Here is a 19,625-nt window from a genome sequence, read left to right as displayed (position 1 = left end):
GTCGATCAGGATTCGGGTTCGAGTAGGTGGTTGTGGGTCATGAAGGCTGTGCGTAGTTCTTTGTAGCCGACCCGGTCGAAGAGGACGGTCATAGTGGTGCCGTCGTAGTGTTCGACCAGGCCGGGTCCAAAGGTGGGGTGTCTGACCCGGCTGCCGATGGGGAAGGGCTGGTCGGGAGGTGGTGCGGCGGTGCGGCCGGCCAGGTCGTTGTCGCAGTTGCCGCACGGGCCGTCGTACTGCTCGCCGAAATAGCTGAGCAGCCACTCGCGGCGGCACCCGCCGTACTCCGCGTACGCCGCCATCATCTCGACCCGGGAGCGGGCGACCTCGCGGCGATCGTGCTCGACGGCCGAGGCGGCGGCGACCGCCTGGTCGACGGTGGTGCGGGCGGCCAGGTGGAATTGGTGGCCGATGGCAACCACCCGGGCATCGGTCAACCGGCCGAGCGCGCGTTCGATCCGGGCCGGACTGAGCCGGGCCGTCGTGGCGAGCTCCTCGATGTCGGCCGGATGGTGTTCCTTGATCGCGGTGGCGACGGCGAGGAGGTCCTCGTCTGTCACCCCGCCGGAGGCGAAGAATCGGTTGAGCCCGAGGTTGGCGTGGCGGAAGAACAGTTCGATGTCGGCCGGCTCGCCGTCGCGGCCCGCGCGCCCGATCTCCTGGTAGTACGCGTCGACCGAGCCCGGTGCCTCGGCGTGGCTGACCCAGCGGATATCCGGCTTGTCGATGCCCATCCCGAAGGCGATGGTCGCGACCACGACCCGGTACCGATCGGCGAGGAATCCGTCCTGGACGTCGCGACGTTGTCTCGCCGACAGGCCCGCGTGGTACGCCTGCGCGGACACACCGGCGATCTGGAGTTCTGCCGCGAGGTCTTCGGCGTGGTGGTGGGTTGCGACGTACACGATGCCTGGTCCGCGGGAGGAGCGGACGTGGCTGAGCAGCCGGCGGTTCTTGGTCTCCTCGTCGGCGAAGGTGAACACGGCGAGATTGAGGTTCGGCCGGTCGAATCCGCCGACCACCACGGCCGGGCTGCGCAGCTCCAGCCGGTGGACGATCTCCTTGCGCACCGGTGGCGCGGCCGTGGCGGTCAGTGCGAGGGTCGGTGGCCGCCCCATCGCGCGGATCGCGGCGGCGAGCCGCAGGTAGTCGGGGCGGAAATCCTGGCCCCACTCGCTCACCAGATGAGCCTCGTCGACAGCCACCAGGCGGGGACGGGACGCCGCGAGCAGGTCGAGTACGTCGGAATGCGTGAGTTGCTCCGGCGACATGAGTACGAAGCCGGGACGGTTGTTCGCCAGCAGGTCGTGAGCCGCCCGGCGACCGGCGTGGTCACTGGCGTTCAGTTCCGCGACCTCGACGCCTGCGGGGTGTTCGGACAAGGCCCGCAGCTGGTCCCGTTGGAGAGCCACCAAGGGGCTCACCACGATCGTCACTCCACCGAGCGCCAGCCCGGCGAGCTGGTAGATGGCGGTCTTGCCGGTCCCGGTGGCGAGGACGGCGAGCGTGTCCTGTCCCGCGAGGACCGCCTGAACGGATTCCTCCTGCCCGGGGCGCAGCGTGTCGAATCCGAGCCGCTCGCGAGCGAGCTCGGCGATGTCGGAGGAGCCCAGCACCCGCCCATCATGCCTTAGGACTGCCGGGCCGTCTCCGCCCATTGCCACAGGTAGAGGCACGCGAGTGTGCGGTACGGGCGCCAGGGTTCCGCGAGGCGCTCCAGCTCCGCGGGCGCGGGCAAGCCCGGCAGCTTGTACGCCTTCTCGACCATCCGGCGGATCTCCAGGTCGCCGACGGCCAGAACGTCCGGTCGCCGCAGGTGGAAGATCAGGAAGATGTCGGCGGTCCAGCGGCCGATGCCCTTGACCGCGATCAGCTGCGCGGCCACCTCGTCGTCGGACAGCTCGTGCAGGTGGTCGAGCTCGAGCTCACCGGAGCTGACGTGCTCGGCGAGCGAGCGGAGCGAGGCCGTCTTGGCCCTGGACAGCCCGACCGAGGTGCGCAGTTCGTCCGGATCGTCGGCCAGGATCTCCTGCGGCGTCGGCGGCGTTCCGCCGAAGCGGTCCCGCAGGCGCTGGAAGATGGCGCGCGACGCGAGATTCGAGATGTTCTGGCTGACGATCGCGCGGAGGAGTACGGCGAAGTGCTCGCTCGGAAGGTTCGGGTCGGGCGTCAGCGCCGGGTCGGGCTCGACGGTCAGTGGCGCGCCGTTGGCCTGCACGACGTCGTCGATGATCGATCCGAGCACCGGATCCGCCTGTCGCAGGTACTGCTCCGGCGCTAGGTCAGCTGAGGTGGTCACGGAGTACTGCCTCGATCTCGTCGAGGCGGTCCAGCATGAGCAGGGCCGCCTGGTGACGGGCGCGTCCGTAGGCTTCCAGGGATGGATCCACGGCGTCCGGGTTGTGCAATGGTTCGGCAAGAGGATACGTCGAGGCCAAGGTGTAGGCGCAGCCGACGGCGACGGTGGCTACGAGGTCGTCCGGCCGGGCCGCGGGATGCTCCTCGCGGTACGCGACGAGAAGCTCTGGCAGCCCGGTCATCCACTGATCGCCAAGGACGATCGTCCTGGGGTCGCAACCGATCCGCGCGATCTCCCACGACACGAAGCGTGAGGTCGGCGGCTGGAAGTCGATCACGGCCGCGACCTCGTCACCACGCAGCAGCAGGTTCGGGCTGGCCAGGTCGCCGTGCACGATCTGCTGGGTCAGCTCGGGGAGCCGTCCGAGGATGCCGCCGACCCGATCCAGCATCGACCGCTTCTCCCGGGCGGCCTCCAGCGCGAACAGCTCGAAGGAGCTCAGCCCGCTGCGCCGCCCGTACTCGCTGATCAGCCGATCCAAGAGATCACGCGATCGCTCGACATCGCGCACTCCGCGAGCGTCGATCCGAGCCGGCGCCGCCGCCGGATGACTCGCGAGCCGCCGATGGAGCCGACCAAGCACGGCCCCGACAGCCCGCCACCGCTCTCCGGTCAGTCCGCCCTCGGCGGTCTCGGCGTCCGCGACGTACTCCCACACCGACATCGCCGGCGACCCGTTCTCCGCAACCAGTTCGCCTGCGCAAGTACGCCGTACGCCGGGAACCGGAAGACCACCCGCCCGCGCGAACTCGGCCAACTCCACGGCAGCCCGCTCCCGCTCAAGCCCGCCGCCATCCCGATAGACCTTCGCAAACCACCGCCCACCCGACTCCTCGGTGACAAGAAAGTTCGCCGTAGCCGTGCCGGCAGCAATCTGCGTGATCCTCGCCGGCCGAATCCCGTACGCAACAACCAAACGGTCTGCAACACCACCAAGTAACCGCCCGTCATCGCTCATAGTTGCCTTCCTTGTGCCTCGCCAAGAAGCGTCGAGATCGTTGCCGCACTTGGCTTCCCACACGGGTCAATTCGAGAGGAGAACCTCGCAACTGCACCCTTCTACCCACCGCATGCCCGAGGTGAAGGGACCAGATCAGGGGTGAACCCCGCACCTGGCCGCCGCGGCTGGCCTCGGGGGTGGCGGTCAGTCCGGATTACCTCTCCAACCCTGCTCGACGCGGCATTACCGTGGATGGCATGCGAACGAGAGGAGGTCCGACGAGCTTGGAGGTCCTGCACGTCCCGGGCTGCCCGAACCTGCCGCCTCTCCTCGATCACCTCAGCCAGGTGACCGGCCTGCCTGTGGTGACGCGAGTGGTGCGTACGGACGCGGATGCCGTGCGGTTTGGCATGACGGGCTCGCCCACGCTACTGGTCCACGGGGTCGATCCGTTTCCCGCGGGGGAGTGCGGCCTGTCCTGTCGCCTCTATCGCGACGAGTCCGGCGCTCCCGTCGCCGTACCGTCGATCGAACAACTCCGCGCCGCGATCAGCCCGCCGGGCTCGGCCGACTGAGGTCACGGGAGGTGGCGGTTGATTCGGCGGAGGATCGGGCCGATCAACGGTCGTTGGTGCCAGCCCCGGGCGATCACACCTTCGCGTAGCCGGCGTACGCCGGTCCGCACCGTCGTGCCCCAGGTCGGCCTGAGCTCGTCCTGTCGCTGACCGGCGCGCTGCCTGATGTCGACGGCGCACGCACCGCAGATTCCAACCTCCGGATGAGCGCCCAACCGCACCAACTCGCGCTCGTCGTACTCCCTGTCGCAACACCAACATCTCGTCGGCGCCGGCTCCTCTGCACTGGTCACGCACCCATCATGTGCCTGCGCCCTCGAGGAATGTGAGGCGGTTGCCGTCGGGGTCCTGGGTGGCGGGGCGGCTGTCGGTTGCGAGCAGCGCGAGGTGATTGACGGGAGTGGTTGCTGGGGGCAAGGATTTGTGGAGTTGGACGGCGTCGGCGCCGAGGCGGAACGTGGCGGTGCCGGGGGAGTCGTCCGGGACGGGCTGCATGCCGAGGTGGGTGCCGTAGAACTCGGTGGCCGCCTCCAGGTCCGGTGCGGACAGTGCGATGTGGGACAGGCGGCGTACGGGACCCGAGGCGATGGGTGGGATGCGGAACTCCTCCGAGCGTTGCAGGAGTTCGATGCGTACGCCGTTCGGGTCGGCGAGGAATGCGAGTCGGCCCTGGCCGCTGCTCGCGGTCCTGGGAGACGAGAGTTCGGCGTACCCCAAGGCGATCAGGCGTGCGTAGTCCGCGTCCAGGTCGTCGGTCATGAAGCCGACGTGGTTCAGCCCGTAGGTGGCATCCGGATCGGGCTCCTCGTTGTGCAGCAACTCCACCAGCCCGGTCGCGAGCTGAATGTGCACCCGGTGGACGCGACTACTGGCCATGAACAACCGGTCGACCACCTCCGCGCCGAGCCCGGTGTAGAACGCCAGGCTGGCTTCGAGATCCTGGACCCGACCGCCGACGTGGTTCAGCTCATAGATCACCGGATCACGATAGCAAGCGCTTACCGAGGAGGGTCAGGATCGCGTGTTGGTGATCAGGATTTCGCGGTCGAAGGCTTTGGCGGCGGTCTTCCAGCCGAGCACGTTGAGGAGGATCAGGACGACCGCGGCAGTGACGGCGAGCCTGGGGGAGGGCGGGATGACGTTGAGGGCGATCAGAGTGGTCAGCGCGACCGTCGGGAGGCTCGCGAGCGTTGCGAACTGCTGGGCCACGCGGACGTCGCTCGAGCGGGTGGAGATGACGATCGCGAGCCAGATGGACCAGCCGGCCAGGAGTGGCGTGAACAGGAGCTGGGCGATCAGGTCCGAAGGCCGGATGAGGGCTGACGCGACGCCGTCGGCGGCGAAGAGTTCGACGGCGAGCAGGAACAGGCCGTAGACCGCGTAGGCGATCGCGACGGCCGGCAGGAAGGTGGCCAGAGCCTTGCCGAGCAGCAACTCGTCGGCGCGGATGGGGGTCGTCAGCACTGGCTCGAGGGTGCCTTGCTGGCGCTCGCCCACCACCGAGTACGCCGCGATCAGCGACGGAACGAGGGCCGGGATGCCGAGCATGTAGAGCAGCACATGCTCCTGCGCGAGCGGTGCCGAGGCGGCGGGCTGCAGCGCGAAGATGCTGATCAGCGGCTGGACGCTGAAGACCAGCGGGATGATCGCCATCCCGGCGGTGATGGATCGGTTGCGGCGGAACTCACGCACCTCCTTGGTGAAGACGGCTCGCACCCGCCGCCCGCTGAGGCTCATCATCTGTTCTCCACCGTCTCGAGGTAGACGTCCTCGAGTGAGTGGTGCGACTCGCCGATCGACAGTACGTCGGCGCCGTCGGCGACGAGCGCCCGTGTCACGGACGGAGCCGCGGCGGCCGGATCGGAGACGGCGAGGACATAGGCGGCAGGGCCGTCAGGCTGCCAACCCTCGACGCCTGGCAGGCCTTCGAAGACGCGCCGCGGGTCGGCGAGCGGCGCCGCGGTCCTGATCTTGAGCGTCTTGGCGAACAGTCTGTCGCGAAGCTCGTCGGGACGGCCGATCGTGCGCAGAGTGGTGTTCAGGATCGCGACGCGATCGCACAGGCGCTCTGCCTCTTCCAACCGGTGCGTTGTGAGGAAGATGGTCACGCCACGCCGCCGGAGATCGTCCACAAGGGTGTGAACGTCGCGCGCAGCCACCGGGTCGAGTCCCGAGGTGGGTTCGTCGAGGAACAGCACCTCCGGATCACTCAGCAGAGCACGCGCCAGCGAGACGCGCTGCCGGAGGCCCTTGGACAGAGCACCGCACGCGTCCCGGGCGCGGTCGGTCAAGTTGACGGCAGCCAAGGCGCGCTCGACGCGGTCGCCGGGGTGCGGCACTTCGTAGAGATCGGCGAAGCACTCGAGGTTCTCCTGCACGCTCAGCCGGAGATACAGCCCAGGTGCCTCCGGCATGATCGCGATCCGTTGGCGGATCTGTACGCCGTTGTCCGGCGTCAACGGGATCCCGGCGACCGTCGCCGTACCCGAGGTCGGCGCGATCAGCGTCCCCAGCGTCCGCACCATCGTCGTCTTCCCGGCCCCGTTCGGCCCGAGGAACCCGAACACCTCGCCGTACCCGATCTCGAACGAGACCCCGTCGAACGCAACCCGCTCGCCGAACCGCTTCCCCAACCCCTCGACAGCCAAGGCCGACCCATCCCGCACCGGGTCACCCACGCGCGCCGTCGTCATACTGCGATCATCCCTCGCCGGAATCCCTCAGACGAGCCACGCCGACCGAGCGTGGTGTCACCAGGTCTGGTCGGTGGCTCGGAGCAGGAGTTCGTTGAGAGAGACCCGGCGGGGGCGGGTGACGATGTAGGTGATGGCGTCGGCGACGTCCTCGGGGCGGAGGGGGTCGATGCCGTCGACCTGGCGGCGGACCGCGTCGCGGAGGTCGTCGGTGAGATGGTCGACGAGCTCGGTGTCGACGGTGCCGGGTTCGATCACGCTGACGCGGACGCGTTCCTCGAGGAGTTCCTGGCGGAGGGACTCGGTGAAGCCGTTCAGGCCGAACTTGGTGAGGTTGTAGACGCTGCTGGCCGGGCGGGCGACGCGGCCGGCGGTGGAGCTGACGTTCACGATGTCGGCGACCCGGCGCGGTGACGTCGCGGCTGCGTCGATGAGGTAGGGGACCGCCGCATGTGTGACGTGGATCAGCGCGGACACGTTGAGCGCGATCATGCGATCCCACTGGTCGGTCGTGGTGTGCAGGGCGGTGCCGAGCAGCATGATGCCGGCGTTGTTGATCAGGATGTCCAGGCGGCCGAGGCGGTCGACCGTGTCCTGCACCGCGCCGGACGCGACCTCCGGGTCGGTGATGTCGCCCTCCAGGACCGCGGCCCCGCGACCGTCGTCGGTCAGCTCGGCCGCGAGTTGGTCGAGCCGGTCGCGGCGGCGGGCGATGAGCGCCACCGCGGCACCTCTCGCCGCGAGGCTGCGAGCCGTCGCGGCTCCGATACCGCTGCTCGCGCCCGTGACGAGCGCAACCGCCCCGGACAGGGGCGTTTCTGTCATGGCCACGCCACGACACTCCTCCGGGCGTACGCCTGTCGCGCCAGGGAGTGTCCCTGGCCGGGCGAGACCAGGGACCGTCACGGGTGCGAGCCCGGCTGCGGCCGCGCGACCGTTGGGACGTCGAAAGGACTCACGGCATGACCGCCAACGGGACACCGAAGCCGATCGCCGCTGGACAGCTGTCGGCCCTGCGCAGCCGGACCGGCACCGCACTGGTCGCCGCGACCGTACTCGCGTCGATGGTCGGCTTCATCGACGCTTACATGATCAATGTCGCCATCCCCGCGATCGGCGCCGACCTGAACGCCGGCGTGACCCAGCTGCAGTGGGTGCTGACCGGCTACCTGGTCAGCGTCGCGTCCCTTCTGCTGCTCGCCGGAGCGCTGGCCGACCACTTCGGCCGGCGCAGGATCCTGATCGCCGGGCTCGTCGTCATGCTCGTCGCCTCGGTGTGCTGCGCCGCCGCCCCGAACGTCGAGGCCCTGATCGCCGCCCGGGTCATCCAAGGAGCCGGCGGTGCGATGGTTGTGCCGAGCCGTCTGTCCTTGCTCAACGGAACACTGGTGCCGGCGGACCGCGCCAAGGGCATCGGCGTCTGGGCAGGGCTCTCGACGCTCGGTACCACGCTTGGTCCGTACGGTGGCGGGTGGTTGATCGATCACGCCTCCTGGCGCTATGTGTTCCTGCTGAACATCCCACTGATAGCGGTCGCCTGCTGGGTCCTGCGCGCCGTACCCGAGGTCAGCCGGACCCGGCGGCCGCTGTCGCTCGATCTCGCCGGGGGACTGCTGACGATCCTCGGGCTGGGCGGGGTGATCTACGCGCTGACCGCGGGACCGGCCTCCGGGTGGGGCAGTGCGGCGGTCCTGACGTCCGCCGCCGTCGGTGTCATCTGTCTCGCCGCGCTGGTTCCGATCGAGCAACGTCGATCGGCACCGATGCTTCGGACGGCCTTGTTCCGGATCCGGCAGTTCGTTGCCATCAACGCCGCAACCGTCTTGTTCTATGGGGCTCTCGCCGCGGCCAGTTACCTGGTCGTTCTGCAATGCGAACTGCGACTGGGCTACAGCGCCACCGAAGCGGGCGCGGCGCTCATACCGGAGTCGGTCGTCTTCCTGATCGTCTCGCCACTCGTCGGCGGTCTGGTGGCGCGGGTCGGCACGCGTGGGCCGATGACGGTGGGCATCCTGATCGTGGCCGGCGGATTCGCGTGGTTGTCGACGGCTCAGCCGGGTCAGAGCTATGTGCGAGCGATCCTGCCCGGCGCGATCCTCTGGGGCCTCGGCATCGGTCTGGCGGTCGCACCGCTCACAGCCGGCGTACTCGCGGCTGTCGACGATGCCGACCTCGGCGAGGCGTCGGCGATCAACGACGCCGCATCTCGTGTCGGGGGCGTGATCCTGGTCGCGCTCGTCCCCGCGCTGCTCGGCGCGGGCAGCTCGCACGACCTCGTCGGGCCACTCGCGAACGGGTACCAGACGGCCATGCTCGTGATGTCCGGGTTGAGCGTCGCCGCCGCGATCATCACGATGCTGTTCGTCGCGCGCAGTCGTCCGCCGGCCGCCCAGGTGCCCGCTGTCGCGCCGCGGATCCACGGCTGCGCCGTACCCACGTCGACCCCGGCCTGAGACACGACAGGAGAACACGATGACCGAGGCAACCACTCTCAGTGCGCAGCAATCGGACGGAAGCCTCGCCGGGCAGGTCGTCGTCGTGATCGGCGGCAGCTCGGGCATCGGGCTGGAGACCGCCCGTCAGGCTCGCGCGGCCGGCGCCCAGCTCGTCCTCACCGGTCGCAGCCGCGAGCGACTCGGCCACGCCGCGACAGAGATTGGTGCCGTGAGTACGGCGATGCTCGATCTGCGCGATCCGGTCCGGCTCGAGCGAGTCTTCGCCGGCCTGCCCGCGCGGCTCGACCATGTGCTGGTCAGCGGCGGCGGTCCGTTCTACTCGCCGATCGCGGACTTGGATTTCGATGAGGCGCTCCGGGTGCTCGATGAGCACCTGATCGGCTCGCTGCGCATCGCCGGTCTCTGCCGGGGAAGGGTCCGACCGGGTGGCTCACTGACCTTGATCACCGGAACGCATGCGCGTCGCCCGGGGATCGGGCTGAGCCTAGCCGCCATCAGCGCGGCCGCGGTCCCCGCGATCGCCGCGAATGCGGCCGTCGAGCTCGCTCCGATCCGGGTCAACGCGATCGCGGCCGGGTTCGTCGACACTCCGCTCTCGGCGAGCCTCCTCGGCAACCAGATCGAGGATCGGCGCGCTCAACTTCGCGCCACGCTGCCGATCCGGCGAGTGGTGGGTCCGGGCGACGTGGCCACGCTCGCCGTCCAACTGATGACGAACACCGCTCTGACCGGCGCGACGTACGACGTGGACGGCGGTCAGCAACTGATCCCTGGCTGAGACCCGCTAGCCCGTGGCTGCCTCGTAGTCGGTCCGCGGTAATGCGCTCCGCAGTTGCCGGCGCGAGTTGATCGACAGCTTGTCGAAGATCTTGCGCAGGTGCCACTCGACCGTCCGCGGGCTCAGGAACAGCCGGGCTCCGACCTCCGGATTCGACAGGCCGTCCCGCACCAAGAGAGCGATCTGCCGTTCCTGAGGAGTCAACTCGGCACCCGCCGACGACGACTCCGTCCGCTTGCGCACCTTCTCCCCGGTCGCGAGCAACTCCCGCCGCGTGCGTTCCGCGAACGCCTCCATCCCGATCGAGACGAACAGGTCGTACGCCGCTCGCAGTTCGGCCCGGGCGTCGACGCGACGACTCTGCCGACGCAGCCATTCGCCGTACAGCAGATGGGCACGCGCCAGATCCGGCCGCAGCCGGGTGGTGCCTAGTTGCTCGATCGCCTCGCGGTAGGCGGATTCGGCGCTCGCGCCTTTGCTCACCAAGCCACGGGCGCGGGCTTCGAGGCCCAACCCCCAGGGCTCATGCGTCCCCCGGATCTGTACCTGGAGTCGCGCGAGTGCTTCGGTCGCGGCGCGGGGGTTGCCGCTCCGGACGGCGGCCTCGACCCATTCGCTCAGCGACCACGACGCCACGAAGAGCTCAGGGGTGTCGTCGGCGGCCAGTCTGGCCGACATCAGCGCTTCGTCGTGGCGGCCGAGGGCGTTGAGGACAATCGATCGGGTCCAGTGCGCGTACTGCACCGCGGTGCCCTGACCTACGGCCGTTGCCTCGGCGATGGTCTCCTCGATCAGGGCGAACGCGTCGCTCTCGCGGCCCCGCAGTGCCGCGAGCACCAAAGCGCCGTACTGCGCGACCTGCGCGCCGGTCGCCTCCCGGACCGCGTCGGCCTCCGCCGTCAGCGATGCCGCTTCGGCGAAGTCGCCCTCCAACGCGACGACCTGACCCAGTACGTTCACGCCGACCGCGAGTACGGCGAGGGCACCGGCGCTCCGGGCCACCTGCACCTGGCGGGTGGCTGCTCCACCACAGGCCTCGAAGTCCCATGCGAAGGCCGCGGCGGCGGTCCCGAGCCATCCCCAGCGCAGGACCTCCTCGGTCGAGACGTCACCTGCTGCGAACGCACCGGCCGCCTGCTTCAGCAGCGGCAGCGCGTGGCCGCGGTCGTCGGTGAACAACAGCGCGAAACCGTCGAGGAGCAGATCGGAGCCGCGTCCCGCGGCCTCGGCCGGGGGAGCCGCCCTGGCCGCGCGCGACACCTCCCCGAGATCCGCGGTCGTCGCCATCCGGCCGGCGAACAGTGCCGCGCTCCACGCGTCGAGATAGGTGTCCCGGGCAAGGCGTACGTCGAGCGGCTCGAGCGTCCGGGCCGCCCGGAGGAGCAGCGCCGGTGCGTCGCCGCCGCGCTGAAACGCGAAGGCGGACTCCGCGCGGAGAAGGTCGACCCGCGCTCGCCCGAGCTCATCCAGGTCGCCGGCACCGGCGGTGGCGAGAAGGCCTTGGGCGGTCTCGAAAGCCCCTGCCTGCAGGCTGGCCTGAGCCGCAGCCAACGCACGCTCGGTCCGGCGGCCCGGGTCACGTGTCAGGGCGACCGCACGCTGTAAGAAGGCGGCAGCAGCAGCGAATCCGCCCCGGGCCTGAGCCCGGTCGGCGGACCGCTCCAGCTCGACAGCGACGTCCTCGTCCGGTCCGGCTGCCGAAGCGGCGAGGTGCCAGGCCCGGCGGTCGGGGTCGACCGTTGAGTCGGTCACGTTCGCGAGGGCAAGGTGCACAGCGCGTCGTTCCGGCGGCGTCGCCGAGCCGTAGAGGGCCGAGCGGACGAGCGGGTGGCGAAACGTCACCCGTTCGCCGAGCGTGAGCAGACCGTCGATCTCGGCGAAGGCGGCGGCGATGCCGAGCTCGTCGGCTGCTCGCCAAACCAGCACCGGATCGCCCACCGGCTCGGCGGCCGCGACCAGCAGGAGCTGGCGGGTCGGCGCCGGCAGCGTGTCGGCCTGGCGCAGGAAGCTCTCCTCGATCCGGCCCGGCAACGTCTGCGTGCCCAGCAGCCCGAATCCACTGGCGAGTTGCGTCGCGGTCAGCCCGCGCGGGAGCTCGAGCAGAGCCAGCGGATTGCCGCCGGTCTCCGCCACGATCCGATCGCGGACCGGCCGGTCGAGCAGGAACCCGACCGCCGATCCGAGCAACGCGCGGGCGTCATCCTCCTGCAAGCCGTCGACGGCGAGCTCGGCGAGACCGTGCAACTCCTCGCGGACCTCCCGTGCCCCGAACAGAAGACCGACAGTCTCCGCGTGCACCCGCCGCGCGACGAACCCCAGCGTCTGCGCGGTCGCCGTGTCGAGCCACTGTGCGTCGTCGACGATGCACAACACCGGTCGCTCATCGGCCGCTTCGGCGATCAGACTCAGTACGGCGAGGCCGACCATGAACCGGTCCGGCGGCGGACCGGGCTGCAGGCCGAAGACGGTCGCGAGAGCCGCGCGCTGTGGGGTCGGCAGGTGGTCGACCCGACCCAGCAGCGGTGCGCAGAGCTGGTGCAGTGCGGCAAAGGCCAGTTCCATCTCGGACTCGACGCCCGCCGCGCGCAGAATGCGCATGTCCGGCGCGGCTGCGTCTGCCGCGAACTCCAGCAGGGCTGACTTCCCGACTCCCGCGCCGCCTCGCAGGACCAGCACCCGGCTCTCACCCGCGCGAACGGCCGCCAGCACGTCGTCGAGGACCTCACACTCCGACCGACGCCCGAGCAGCCTCATGCTCCGCCCTCGCCCCCCAGCGATGATCCGCACGACGCACACCGGGCCAACCACGCCACACCTGTGCCGAACTCGCTCAGATTATGCCGAGCGGATCCCCTTTGACCACTGACCCGGTCGAGTTTGTCCGGCCGGCTCGATGAACCTTGTCGCCCGCAGTCAGTTCGCGGGCTGGAACAGTTCGACGAGGTTGCCGGCGGGGTCGGCGACCAGGATCTGGCGCCCGCCCGGGCCGGTGGTGACTTCGCTGCGGAACGGGACGCCGGCGGCCTGGAGCCGGTCGATCTCGGCATCGAGGTCGTCGACGATCAAGTGAATGCGGTTTCGGCCAGGCCCGGCCGCGTCGGCTGGAGTAGCACGTGCGCCGGACGACGGTGGTCCGGACAGCAGGAGGCGCAACGGCCCGTGGGTGACGTCGGCGAAGGCTGGTGCGGGTTTGCTGCGCACGACGAACCCGAGGTGGGTGGTGTAGAAGTCGATGGCAGCCGGCACGTCGTCGACGATGTAGCGAACGCTCGCGAAGGTGTCCATGGTCAGTCCTCCTTCTCGGTGCTGAGGCTCGGCAGTAACTGCCGAACGCGGGTGTCGATCTCGGCCGCCGCCGACAGATACCTCGAATAGCTACTTCGGCTCTCGTCGCCGGCCGCTGGATCGGCGATGCTCCAGTGGGCGCGTGGCCAGTACTCGCCGTCGGGCAGCGCCTCGCGCGCCTTGTCGCACAAAGTGACCACACGGTCGAACCGACGACTCCGCGTGGAGTCGAGCGGGCGCGGTGCCTGCGCCTCGATGTCGATGTCGTACTGCTCCCGCAGCACCCGGACCGCGTGCGGATGGATACGGTCCTTGGGCCGGGTGCCGGCGCTGCTCACGTGGACCCGGTTCCCGGCGTGGCGGCGCAGCAACGCCTCGGCGATCGGTGATCGGGCGCTGTTGCCACTGCAGACGAAGAGGACGCTCACTCGCCCTGACCGCCGCATCGGAGCGCTGGGTACTGGCGCCATCCGCAGGGCCGGATGCAGTGCGACGCCCACGTCGGCCAACGCGATGGCGCAGCGCTCGAGGTCGAGGTGGTAGTAGCTGTCACGCGCGTCGAAACTGCTGCGCCTCGCCGAAACCAGGCCGCCGTCTCGCAGGAGCCGCAGATGATAGGAGACCAGATTCTGCGGCTCGTCGACGATGGCGACGAGTTCACGGACGCGCAGGTCGCTCCGCGCGAGCTCGGCGATCAGTTGCCACCTGAGCGGATGGCTCACCAGTCGAACGAACTCGGGCAGCGCCGCACCGTCGGTCATGCCCACCCAGCCGACATTACATCAAACCCAATTGATGCAATAGGTAGCTCCGCCGGCAACCAACGCCTGCGCACGCGCTACTCCGACAGCGCGTTGGTCAGCAGGGCGACGAGGGCTTCGAGCTGGAAGTCGGCCGACGCCGCCACCTCGTCGTCGGACCCGTCCAGGGCGGTGGCCGCGAGGCCGGCCTTGGCGTCGATCAGGTCGGCGATCTTGGTGTCGATGGTCTGGGCGGCGATGATGCGCCACGCCGTGACCGGCTCGGCCTGACCGATGCGGTGGACCCGGTCGATGGCCTGGGTCTGCTCGGCGTTGGTCCAGGAGAGTTCGGCGAGGACGACGTTCGAGGCGACCTGGAGGTTGAGGCCGACGCCGGCGGTCAGCAGGGAGCAGACCGCGATGGAGACGTCCGGGTCGTTGACGAAGGCGTCGATGTTCTTCTGCCGGGTCGTCCGGGACTGGTCGCCCCGGATCGAGGAGTAGCGGATGCCGCGCTCGGTGAAGAGCTCCTCGGCCGCGTCCAGCACCTCGATGTGCCGGGCGAAGAACACGACCTTGCCGACGCTGTGCGCGAGCTGCGCCGCGTAGTCGGCGGCAAGACCGGCCTTCGCGCGGCCGATCCGCCGTACCAGGCTGAACACGTTCTCGCCGGTCTTGGCGCTGTCCCGGTCGGAGCGCTCCCAGCCGGCCACCCGGCGGACGAGGTCGTGGTCGATGCCGTCCACGGTGCTGCCGGAGGTCCGGGTCGCGAGGGCGGTCTCGTAGCGCGCGACGAGGCGGTCGGCGAGCTCGCGCTCGGCGTCGCGGATGGAGCGGCCGATGGCACCGTCGAGCTCGACGGGCAGGTCGGCGATCCGGCGGGCCGGGATATCGGCCGCGACGTCGACCTTGCGGCGGCGGACGATGCCCATGTCGATGACCCGCGCACGGGCGGCCGCCGAGAAGCCGGGATCGGCCGGTGTCAGGTCGGTCTCCTCGAGCGACTCCATCAGCTCGGCCCGCGGTCCGGTCTCGTCGATCCAGCCGAGGAACTCCCAGATCGCGGTGAAGTCCTCGATGTCGTTGATGAGCGGCGTACCGGTGAGTGCCATCAGCAACGGTCGCCCGGCGCGGGTCCGGATCCGCTCGGACAGCTGCAGCACGTTGCGCGACCGCTGGGACTTCTTGTTCTTGATGAAGTGCGCCTCGTCGACCACCATGCCGCGGAAGCCGAGATCGCCGAGCCAGCCGACGTGCCGGTCGAGTACCTCGTAGTTGACGATGACGATGTCGGCGAAGCCGTCGACAGTCTCGCCGTCGCCGTGGATCACCGTGGCGTTCCGCTTCGGAGTCCACAGGCCCGCCTCGCGGGCCCAGTTGGTCTTCACGACGTTCGGTACGACGACGAGCAACGGGTAGGCGCCCACGGCCCGGGCGGCGAGCAACGCCTGCGCCGTCTTGCCGAGGCCAGGCTCGTCGGCGAGCAGGAACGTTCGGTGGCCGGCCGCGGCGGAGGCGATCAGGCGTGCCTGGTGCGGCATCAGCTCCAGGCCTTCCGCCGTCCGCAGGGTGGTCGGCTCAGGCAGGGACTTGCTGGCCGAGGCCGCGGCGTGCTCGAACGACCTCAGCAGCGGGGTGATCAGCTCCCAGCCGGCCAGCCGTCCCGGGCGGGGCGGACGGGCCGGGGCCGACGAGAAGTCGGGCGCGAGGAACGGGTTGGCCAGCTGCCGCTGGACCACGGTCTGCGGTACGACCCGGCGTACGGTCGTGTCGGCGGGGGTCGTCGGCCGGCTGACGGGCTCCTCGCGGGGCGGCTCCTGACCGGCGGCGATCAGCATCTCGCGCTTGAGTGACGCGGCTGCCTCCGAGATGACCGCGTCCTCGGCGAGCAGGCCGAGGAGCGTGGTCTCGCGGGCGGCGGACTTGGCCAGAATCGTCGCGATCCCGTCGAGCCGCCGCAGCTGCTCGGCGCGATACGCGTCGCTGGAGGCGTGGTCGGCGTTCACCCGGGACCGCTCCTCGCGGACGAGCAGGGCGACGACCTGGAACTTGGTCCGGACCGACGGCCGGACGTCGGCACGCTCGACCGCCGACTCGACCTCTCGGACGGCGCGGGCGAGCACCGGGAGCAGGCCGTCGGCATCGCGGGCGGGACGACGGCGCTGAGGAGCCGGTCGGGTAGCGCCGGGCTGGCGCTGGCCTCGTCGGGCCAAAGAATCCTCCTAGGGACTGCCATGGCCCCCGGCCATGGTGAAACGCGCACCGTACGGCGTGATGCCGTCGACGAGACGCCGTGTGTCCGACGAAGCCCACCGCGAGACTGGCTCAGTCCATCGCGAGATGGTCGGTCCGTCGATTCCGACGAGACCGGCCAATGTACGGGGGACCGATGACCATCAGTCGGTGGCCGTGAGCTCCAGCAGAATCCGCGGCGATCGGCGTCGCCGATGTCGGTGCGGTTCCAATACTAACCGCAGTCCGCCAGTCGGTGACCCCGGTGCCCCACCTGGCGCGCTGCTTGTGTCATCTGTTCGTTGCTTGGCGGTCACCTGTTGTCCCGAGATCACGCATACGTTCCGGGTGTTCCGTCCAAGCAGAAAGGCCCGCAATGATCAGGAAAAAGGCCGTCGTGGCCGCCTTCGCCGCGACCACGGTGATCGCCGCGGCAGGTATGGCTTCGGCCGCCGCCAGTGGCGCGTTCTCGTCGGCGCAGGGCGCGGAGGCGCAGTCCGCGCCGCACGGGCCGAAGAACGTGATCTTCCTGTTGGGCGACGGCATGGGGACGCAGGAGATCACCGCCGCGCGCTACTACCAGGGTGTCCAGAACAAGCTGAACGTCGACCGGGCGCGGTACACCGGCTTCGACACGACGTGGTCGGTGAAGCCGGCCGCCAAGCCGCCGTACAAGCCCGACTACGACCCGGACTCGGCGTCGACCGGCTCGAGCTGGGCGACCGGCAAGAAGACCCTCGACGAGCGGATCTCGCAGGGGCCGAGCAGCGCCATCGACGTACCCGGCACCAACCTCACCACGGTGCTGGAGCTGGCGCAGAAGCGCGGCCTGAAGGTCGGAGACGTCTCGACGGCTGAGATCACCGACGCCACGCCGGCGGTGCTGACGTCGCACATCTCGCTGCGCGGGTGCCAGGGACCGGCCGGCATGACCGCCTGCGCGAAGGAGACGAAGGCCGCGGGTGGCCTGGGTTCGATCGCGGAGCAGCAGGTGGACCACAAGGTCGACGTCCTGCTCGGTGGTGGCCGCGGCCGCTTCGAGCAGACGATCACCGGTGGTCCGTTCGCGGGCAAGACGGTGGTCGACCAGGCGAAGACGCAGGGCATCCAGTACGTGACCGACGCGGCCGGCCTGGACTCGGTGAAGAGCGGCAAGTCGGTGCTCGGCCTGTTCAACAGCAGCAACATGTCGCTGGAGTGGACCGGCCCGTCCGCAGCGCTCGGCAAGAGCAACACGCCGGCGGCGTGCAAGGAGAACCAGCGTCCGGCGAACGAGCCGAGCCTGGCGGACATGACCACCAAGGCGATCAAACTGCTGGAGAACCGTAAGGGCTTCTTCCTGCAGGTCGAGGGCGCCTCGATCGACAAGCAGGACCACGCCACGAACGCGTGCGGCCAGATCGGTGAGACTGTCGCCTTCGACAAGGCGATCGGCGTCGCGCTCGATTACCAGCGCTCCCACCCCGACACCCTGGTGGTCGTCACCGCGGACCACTCGCACACCAGCCAGATCGTCAGCGAGGACGCGTCCGGCTCGGGTCTGCCGACCGGCTACTCGACCAACCTGACCACCAAGGACGGTCAGACGCTCACCCTGACCTACGGCACCGCCGGCTTCGGCGGCGACGGCAAGGCTCCGGTCGGTACGCCGCCGAGCCAGCAGCACACGGGGTCCGTCGTACCGGTCTGGGCCCAGGGTCCCGGCGCCGACGCGGTCCTCGGCACGAACGACCACACGGACCTGTTCAAGGTGCTCCAGGGTCGGTGATAACATCGCCGAATGGCGATGACAGCGTCGACTGGTGTCGAGTCCGAGGTAGTCGACGAGGCGGCCGCGCTCTCCGCGGCCGCCTGTCTGTTTCACGGGTTCAGTGACTCGTCGAGGCTGGCGATCGTCCGGCACCTGGCGCTGGGGGAGCACCGGGTGGTGGATCTGACCGAGCATCTCGGTCTGGCGCAGTCGACGGTGTCGAAGCATCTGGCGTGTCTGCGGGACTGCGGTCTCGTCGAGTCCCGGCCGCAGGGTCGGGCGTCGCTGTTCAGCCTCACCCATCCCGAGGCGACCCTCGAGCTTCTCACCGCCGCCGAGCGCCTCCTGGGCCTGACCGGCGACGCGGTCGTCCTCTGCCCGATCTACGGCGAGGCGGCGAGCCGGTCATGACCGAGCCGCTCCGGATCACGAGCGCTCCGACCGGCTCGTGGACGACAGACCCAGAGCAGCGGCGACGGCTCGGCCGACGGGCACAGTTGCTCGCCGGCGCCTCGGTGGCCTACAACGTCGTCGAGGCTGTCGTCGCCGTCAGCGCGGGTCTCGTCGCGGGATCGGTTGCGTTGGTCGGGTTCGGCCTCGACTCGGTGGTCGAGGTCTCCAGCGGCCTGATCATCCTGTGGCAGTTCCGTCACCGGTTGCCCGAGAGCCGTGAGCACCAGGCGCTGCGTCTGCTCGCATTCTCGTTCTTCGCGCTGGCCGCCTACGTCTCCTTCGAATCGGTCCGCGCGCTCGTCACCGGTGCCCATCCCGACGTGTCCCGGGTCGGAATCGGCCTGGCGATCGCGTCGCTCATCGTGATGCCGTTCCTCTCGTGGGCCCAGCGCCGTACCGGCAAGGCCCTGGGCTCGAACACTGTTGTCGCCGACTCCACCCAGACCCTGCTCTGCACGTACCTGTCCGCCGTACTCCTCGTCGGCCTCGTCCTGAATGCAACCCTCGGTTGGACCTGGGCTGACCCCATCGCCGGCCTGGTCATTGCCGCGGTCGCCATCCGCGAAGGCGTCGAAGCCTGGCAAGGCAAAGGCTGCTGCTCACCCATCCCCGGCGCCGCCGCTACGGCGACCTGCGGCTGTGGCGCCTCCTGCACTGACGGTTGCTGCGATTAGTCGCGGGGGAGTAGGCCGTTGACCAGGGCCTGGAGGCCCTGGGGGTAGGTGTTCTGGGCGGCGAGGGTGGGCCAATTGTTGGCTATGGCCGCCAGGTGCGGGGTTTGGGTGGAGTCGAGGGTGGTGAAGAACGGGTCGCGGTCCAGGGGCCGGCGGGGGGAGTGGGCCCGGACCAGGATCTCGCCGACGGTGTAGTACCAGATGGTGCGGAAGACGTAGACGGCCTCATCCGGGGTACGACCTGCCTCGACGGTCGCGGCGACGATGGTTTCGACCATCCAGTGGGCCGACGGGCCGATCAGGCCCATGAAGCCGTCGGCGGTGAGGACTTCGGCGGCCCAAGGCCAGTCGGCGAGGGCATCGTGGATCGCGAGGCCGGCCGCGACGACGCGGTCGCGCGGATCGCTCGGCAGGTCGGGTCGCGGGATCTGCGCCGCGTATTCGCTCAGCAGGAGCAACAGCAGGTCCTCCTTGTCCCGGACGTGGTGGTACATGGTCGTCGGACCGATGCCGAGTTCGGCGGCCAACCGGCGGACGGTCAGCTTCTCCCAGCCGTCCCGGTCGATCAGCTGACGCGCCGCGACCAGGATCTGGGCGCGCGACGTGACCGGCGGCCGGCCGGTGCGGCCGTTCGTTGCGTTGCGTTGAGCCACGGGCCCCATCATGCCGTCCGCTGCCGGACGAAGCCGA

At 69.7% G+C, this 19,625-nt stretch carries 19 protein-coding genes; 6 read left to right on the top strand and 13 right to left on the bottom strand.

Annotated features, from left to right (window positions below; all coding sequences use genetic code 11):
* Positions 1–5: 5 nt before the first annotated feature.
* The 3 genes from OG555_RS36275 to OG555_RS36265 are packed head-to-tail and all read right to left on the bottom strand — an operon-like array spanning position 6 to position 3,317.
* Entirely contained in the window at positions 6–1,616 is a 1,611-nt protein-coding gene (locus OG555_RS36275) for a RecQ family ATP-dependent DNA helicase (RefSeq protein ID WP_329477495.1), read from the bottom strand.
* 14 nt (positions 1,617–1,630) lie between these two features.
* Positions 1,631–2,299, bottom strand: a complete 669-nt coding sequence (locus OG555_RS36270) for a DNA-3-methyladenine glycosylase family protein (protein ID WP_329477493.1) — start codon at positions 2,297–2,299, stop codon at positions 1,631–1,633.
* Entirely contained in the window at positions 2,283–3,317 is a 1,035-nt protein-coding gene (locus tag OG555_RS36265) for a phosphotransferase enzyme family protein (RefSeq protein ID WP_329477491.1), read from the bottom strand. The genes OG555_RS36270 and OG555_RS36265 overlap by 17 nt, the downstream gene beginning before the upstream one ends.
* Before the next feature lie 239 nt (positions 3,318–3,556).
* Between OG555_RS36265 and OG555_RS36260 the strand changes: the two genes are divergently transcribed.
* A complete protein-coding gene (locus tag OG555_RS36260) occupies positions 3,557–3,874 on the top strand; it encodes a hypothetical protein (RefSeq protein WP_329477489.1) in 318 nt (105 codons plus the stop codon).
* Positions 3,875–3,876: 2 nt separating this feature from the next.
* On the opposite strand, the gene OG555_RS36255 is transcribed toward OG555_RS36260, so the two are convergent.
* The 5 genes from OG555_RS36255 to OG555_RS36235 are packed head-to-tail and all read right to left on the bottom strand — an operon-like array spanning position 3,877 to position 7,392.
* Entirely contained in the window at positions 3,877–4,167 is a 291-nt protein-coding gene (locus tag OG555_RS36255; RefSeq protein WP_329477487.1) for a hypothetical protein, read from the bottom strand.
* Between the two features lie 7 nt (positions 4,168–4,174).
* Entirely contained in the window at positions 4,175–4,852 is a 678-nt protein-coding gene (locus tag OG555_RS36250) for a VOC family protein (RefSeq protein ID WP_329477485.1), read from the bottom strand.
* A gap of 33 nt (positions 4,853–4,885) precedes the next feature.
* Positions 4,886–5,614, bottom strand: coding sequence for an ABC transporter permease (locus tag OG555_RS36245; RefSeq protein ID WP_329477483.1), 729 nt, complete (start codon positions 5,612–5,614; stop codon positions 4,886–4,888).
* Positions 5,611–6,567 carry an ABC transporter ATP-binding protein gene (locus OG555_RS36240; protein ID WP_329477481.1) on the bottom strand — a complete coding sequence of 319 codons (957 nt, stop codon included), beginning with the start codon at positions 6,565–6,567 and terminating at the stop codon, positions 5,611–5,613. Before OG555_RS36240 ends, OG555_RS36245 begins: the two co-directional genes overlap by 4 nt.
* Before the next feature lie 57 nt (positions 6,568–6,624).
* Positions 6,625–7,392, bottom strand: a complete 768-nt coding sequence (locus OG555_RS36235; protein ID WP_329477479.1) for an SDR family NAD(P)-dependent oxidoreductase — start codon at positions 7,390–7,392, stop codon at positions 6,625–6,627.
* Between the two features lie 137 nt (positions 7,393–7,529).
* Between OG555_RS36235 and OG555_RS36230 the strand changes: the two genes are divergently transcribed.
* Both OG555_RS36230 and OG555_RS36225 read left to right on the top strand, forming a co-directional pair.
* Positions 7,530–9,020: an MFS transporter gene (locus OG555_RS36230; protein WP_329477477.1), complete on the top strand. Its 1,491-nt coding sequence runs from the start codon at positions 7,530–7,532 to the stop codon at positions 9,018–9,020.
* Positions 9,021–9,039: 19 nt separating this feature from the next.
* Positions 9,040–9,801: an SDR family oxidoreductase gene (locus OG555_RS36225; protein WP_329477475.1), complete on the top strand. Its 762-nt coding sequence runs from the start codon at positions 9,040–9,042 to the stop codon at positions 9,799–9,801.
* Between the two features lie 6 nt (positions 9,802–9,807).
* Here OG555_RS36225 and OG555_RS36220 read toward each other — a convergent pair whose 3' ends face one another.
* From OG555_RS36220 to OG555_RS36205, 4 genes are all read right to left on the bottom strand, one after another.
* Positions 9,808–12,555, bottom strand: coding sequence for an ATP-binding protein (locus tag OG555_RS36220; protein WP_329477473.1), 2,748 nt, complete (start codon positions 12,553–12,555; stop codon positions 9,808–9,810).
* A 159-nt stretch (positions 12,556–12,714) separates the two neighbouring features.
* Entirely contained in the window at positions 12,715–13,086 is a 372-nt protein-coding gene (locus OG555_RS36215) for a VOC family protein (protein ID WP_329477471.1), read from the bottom strand.
* A gap of 2 nt (positions 13,087–13,088) precedes the next feature.
* A complete protein-coding gene (locus tag OG555_RS36210; RefSeq protein ID WP_329484920.1) occupies positions 13,089–13,847 on the bottom strand; it encodes an arsenate reductase/protein-tyrosine-phosphatase family protein in 759 nt (252 codons plus the stop codon).
* Between the two features lie 77 nt (positions 13,848–13,924).
* Complete coding sequence (locus tag OG555_RS36205) at positions 13,925–16,039, bottom strand: DEAD/DEAH box helicase (protein WP_329477468.1); 2,115 nt, start codon at positions 16,037–16,039, stop codon at positions 13,925–13,927.
* Positions 16,040–16,434: 395 nt separating this feature from the next.
* Here OG555_RS36205 and OG555_RS36200 point away from each other — a divergent pair, with 395 nt between their 5' ends.
* Genes OG555_RS36200 through OG555_RS36190 form a run of 3 tightly spaced genes read left to right on the top strand, consistent with a single transcriptional unit; the run spans position 16,435 to position 18,935 of the window.
* On the top strand, positions 16,435–17,826 hold the full coding sequence (locus OG555_RS36200; RefSeq protein WP_329477466.1) for an alkaline phosphatase: 1,392 nt from the start codon (positions 16,435–16,437) through the stop codon (positions 17,824–17,826).
* A gap of 12 nt (positions 17,827–17,838) precedes the next feature.
* Positions 17,839–18,219: an ArsR/SmtB family transcription factor gene (locus tag OG555_RS36195; RefSeq protein ID WP_329477464.1), complete on the top strand. Its 381-nt coding sequence runs from the start codon at positions 17,839–17,841 to the stop codon at positions 18,217–18,219.
* Positions 18,216–18,935 (top strand): cation diffusion facilitator family transporter, encoded by a 720-nt coding sequence (locus OG555_RS36190; protein WP_329477463.1) that lies wholly within the window; start codon positions 18,216–18,218, stop codon positions 18,933–18,935. The genes OG555_RS36195 and OG555_RS36190 overlap by 4 nt, the downstream gene beginning before the upstream one ends.
* Here OG555_RS36190 and OG555_RS36185 read toward each other — a convergent pair.
* Positions 18,932–19,588: a TetR/AcrR family transcriptional regulator gene (locus tag OG555_RS36185; protein WP_329477461.1), complete on the bottom strand. Its 657-nt coding sequence runs from the start codon at positions 19,586–19,588 to the stop codon at positions 18,932–18,934. The genes OG555_RS36190 and OG555_RS36185 overlap by 4 nt on opposite strands.
* Positions 19,589–19,625 lie beyond the last annotated feature (37 nt).

Origin of the sequence: Kribbella sp. NBC_01484 (genome assembly GCF_036227145.1) — a bacterium.
Taxonomy (GTDB): domain Bacteria; phylum Actinomycetota; class Actinomycetes; order Propionibacteriales; family Kribbellaceae; genus Kribbella.
The sequence above is the reverse complement of the archived record's forward strand: the minus strand, read 5'-3'. Positions and strand labels throughout refer to the sequence as shown.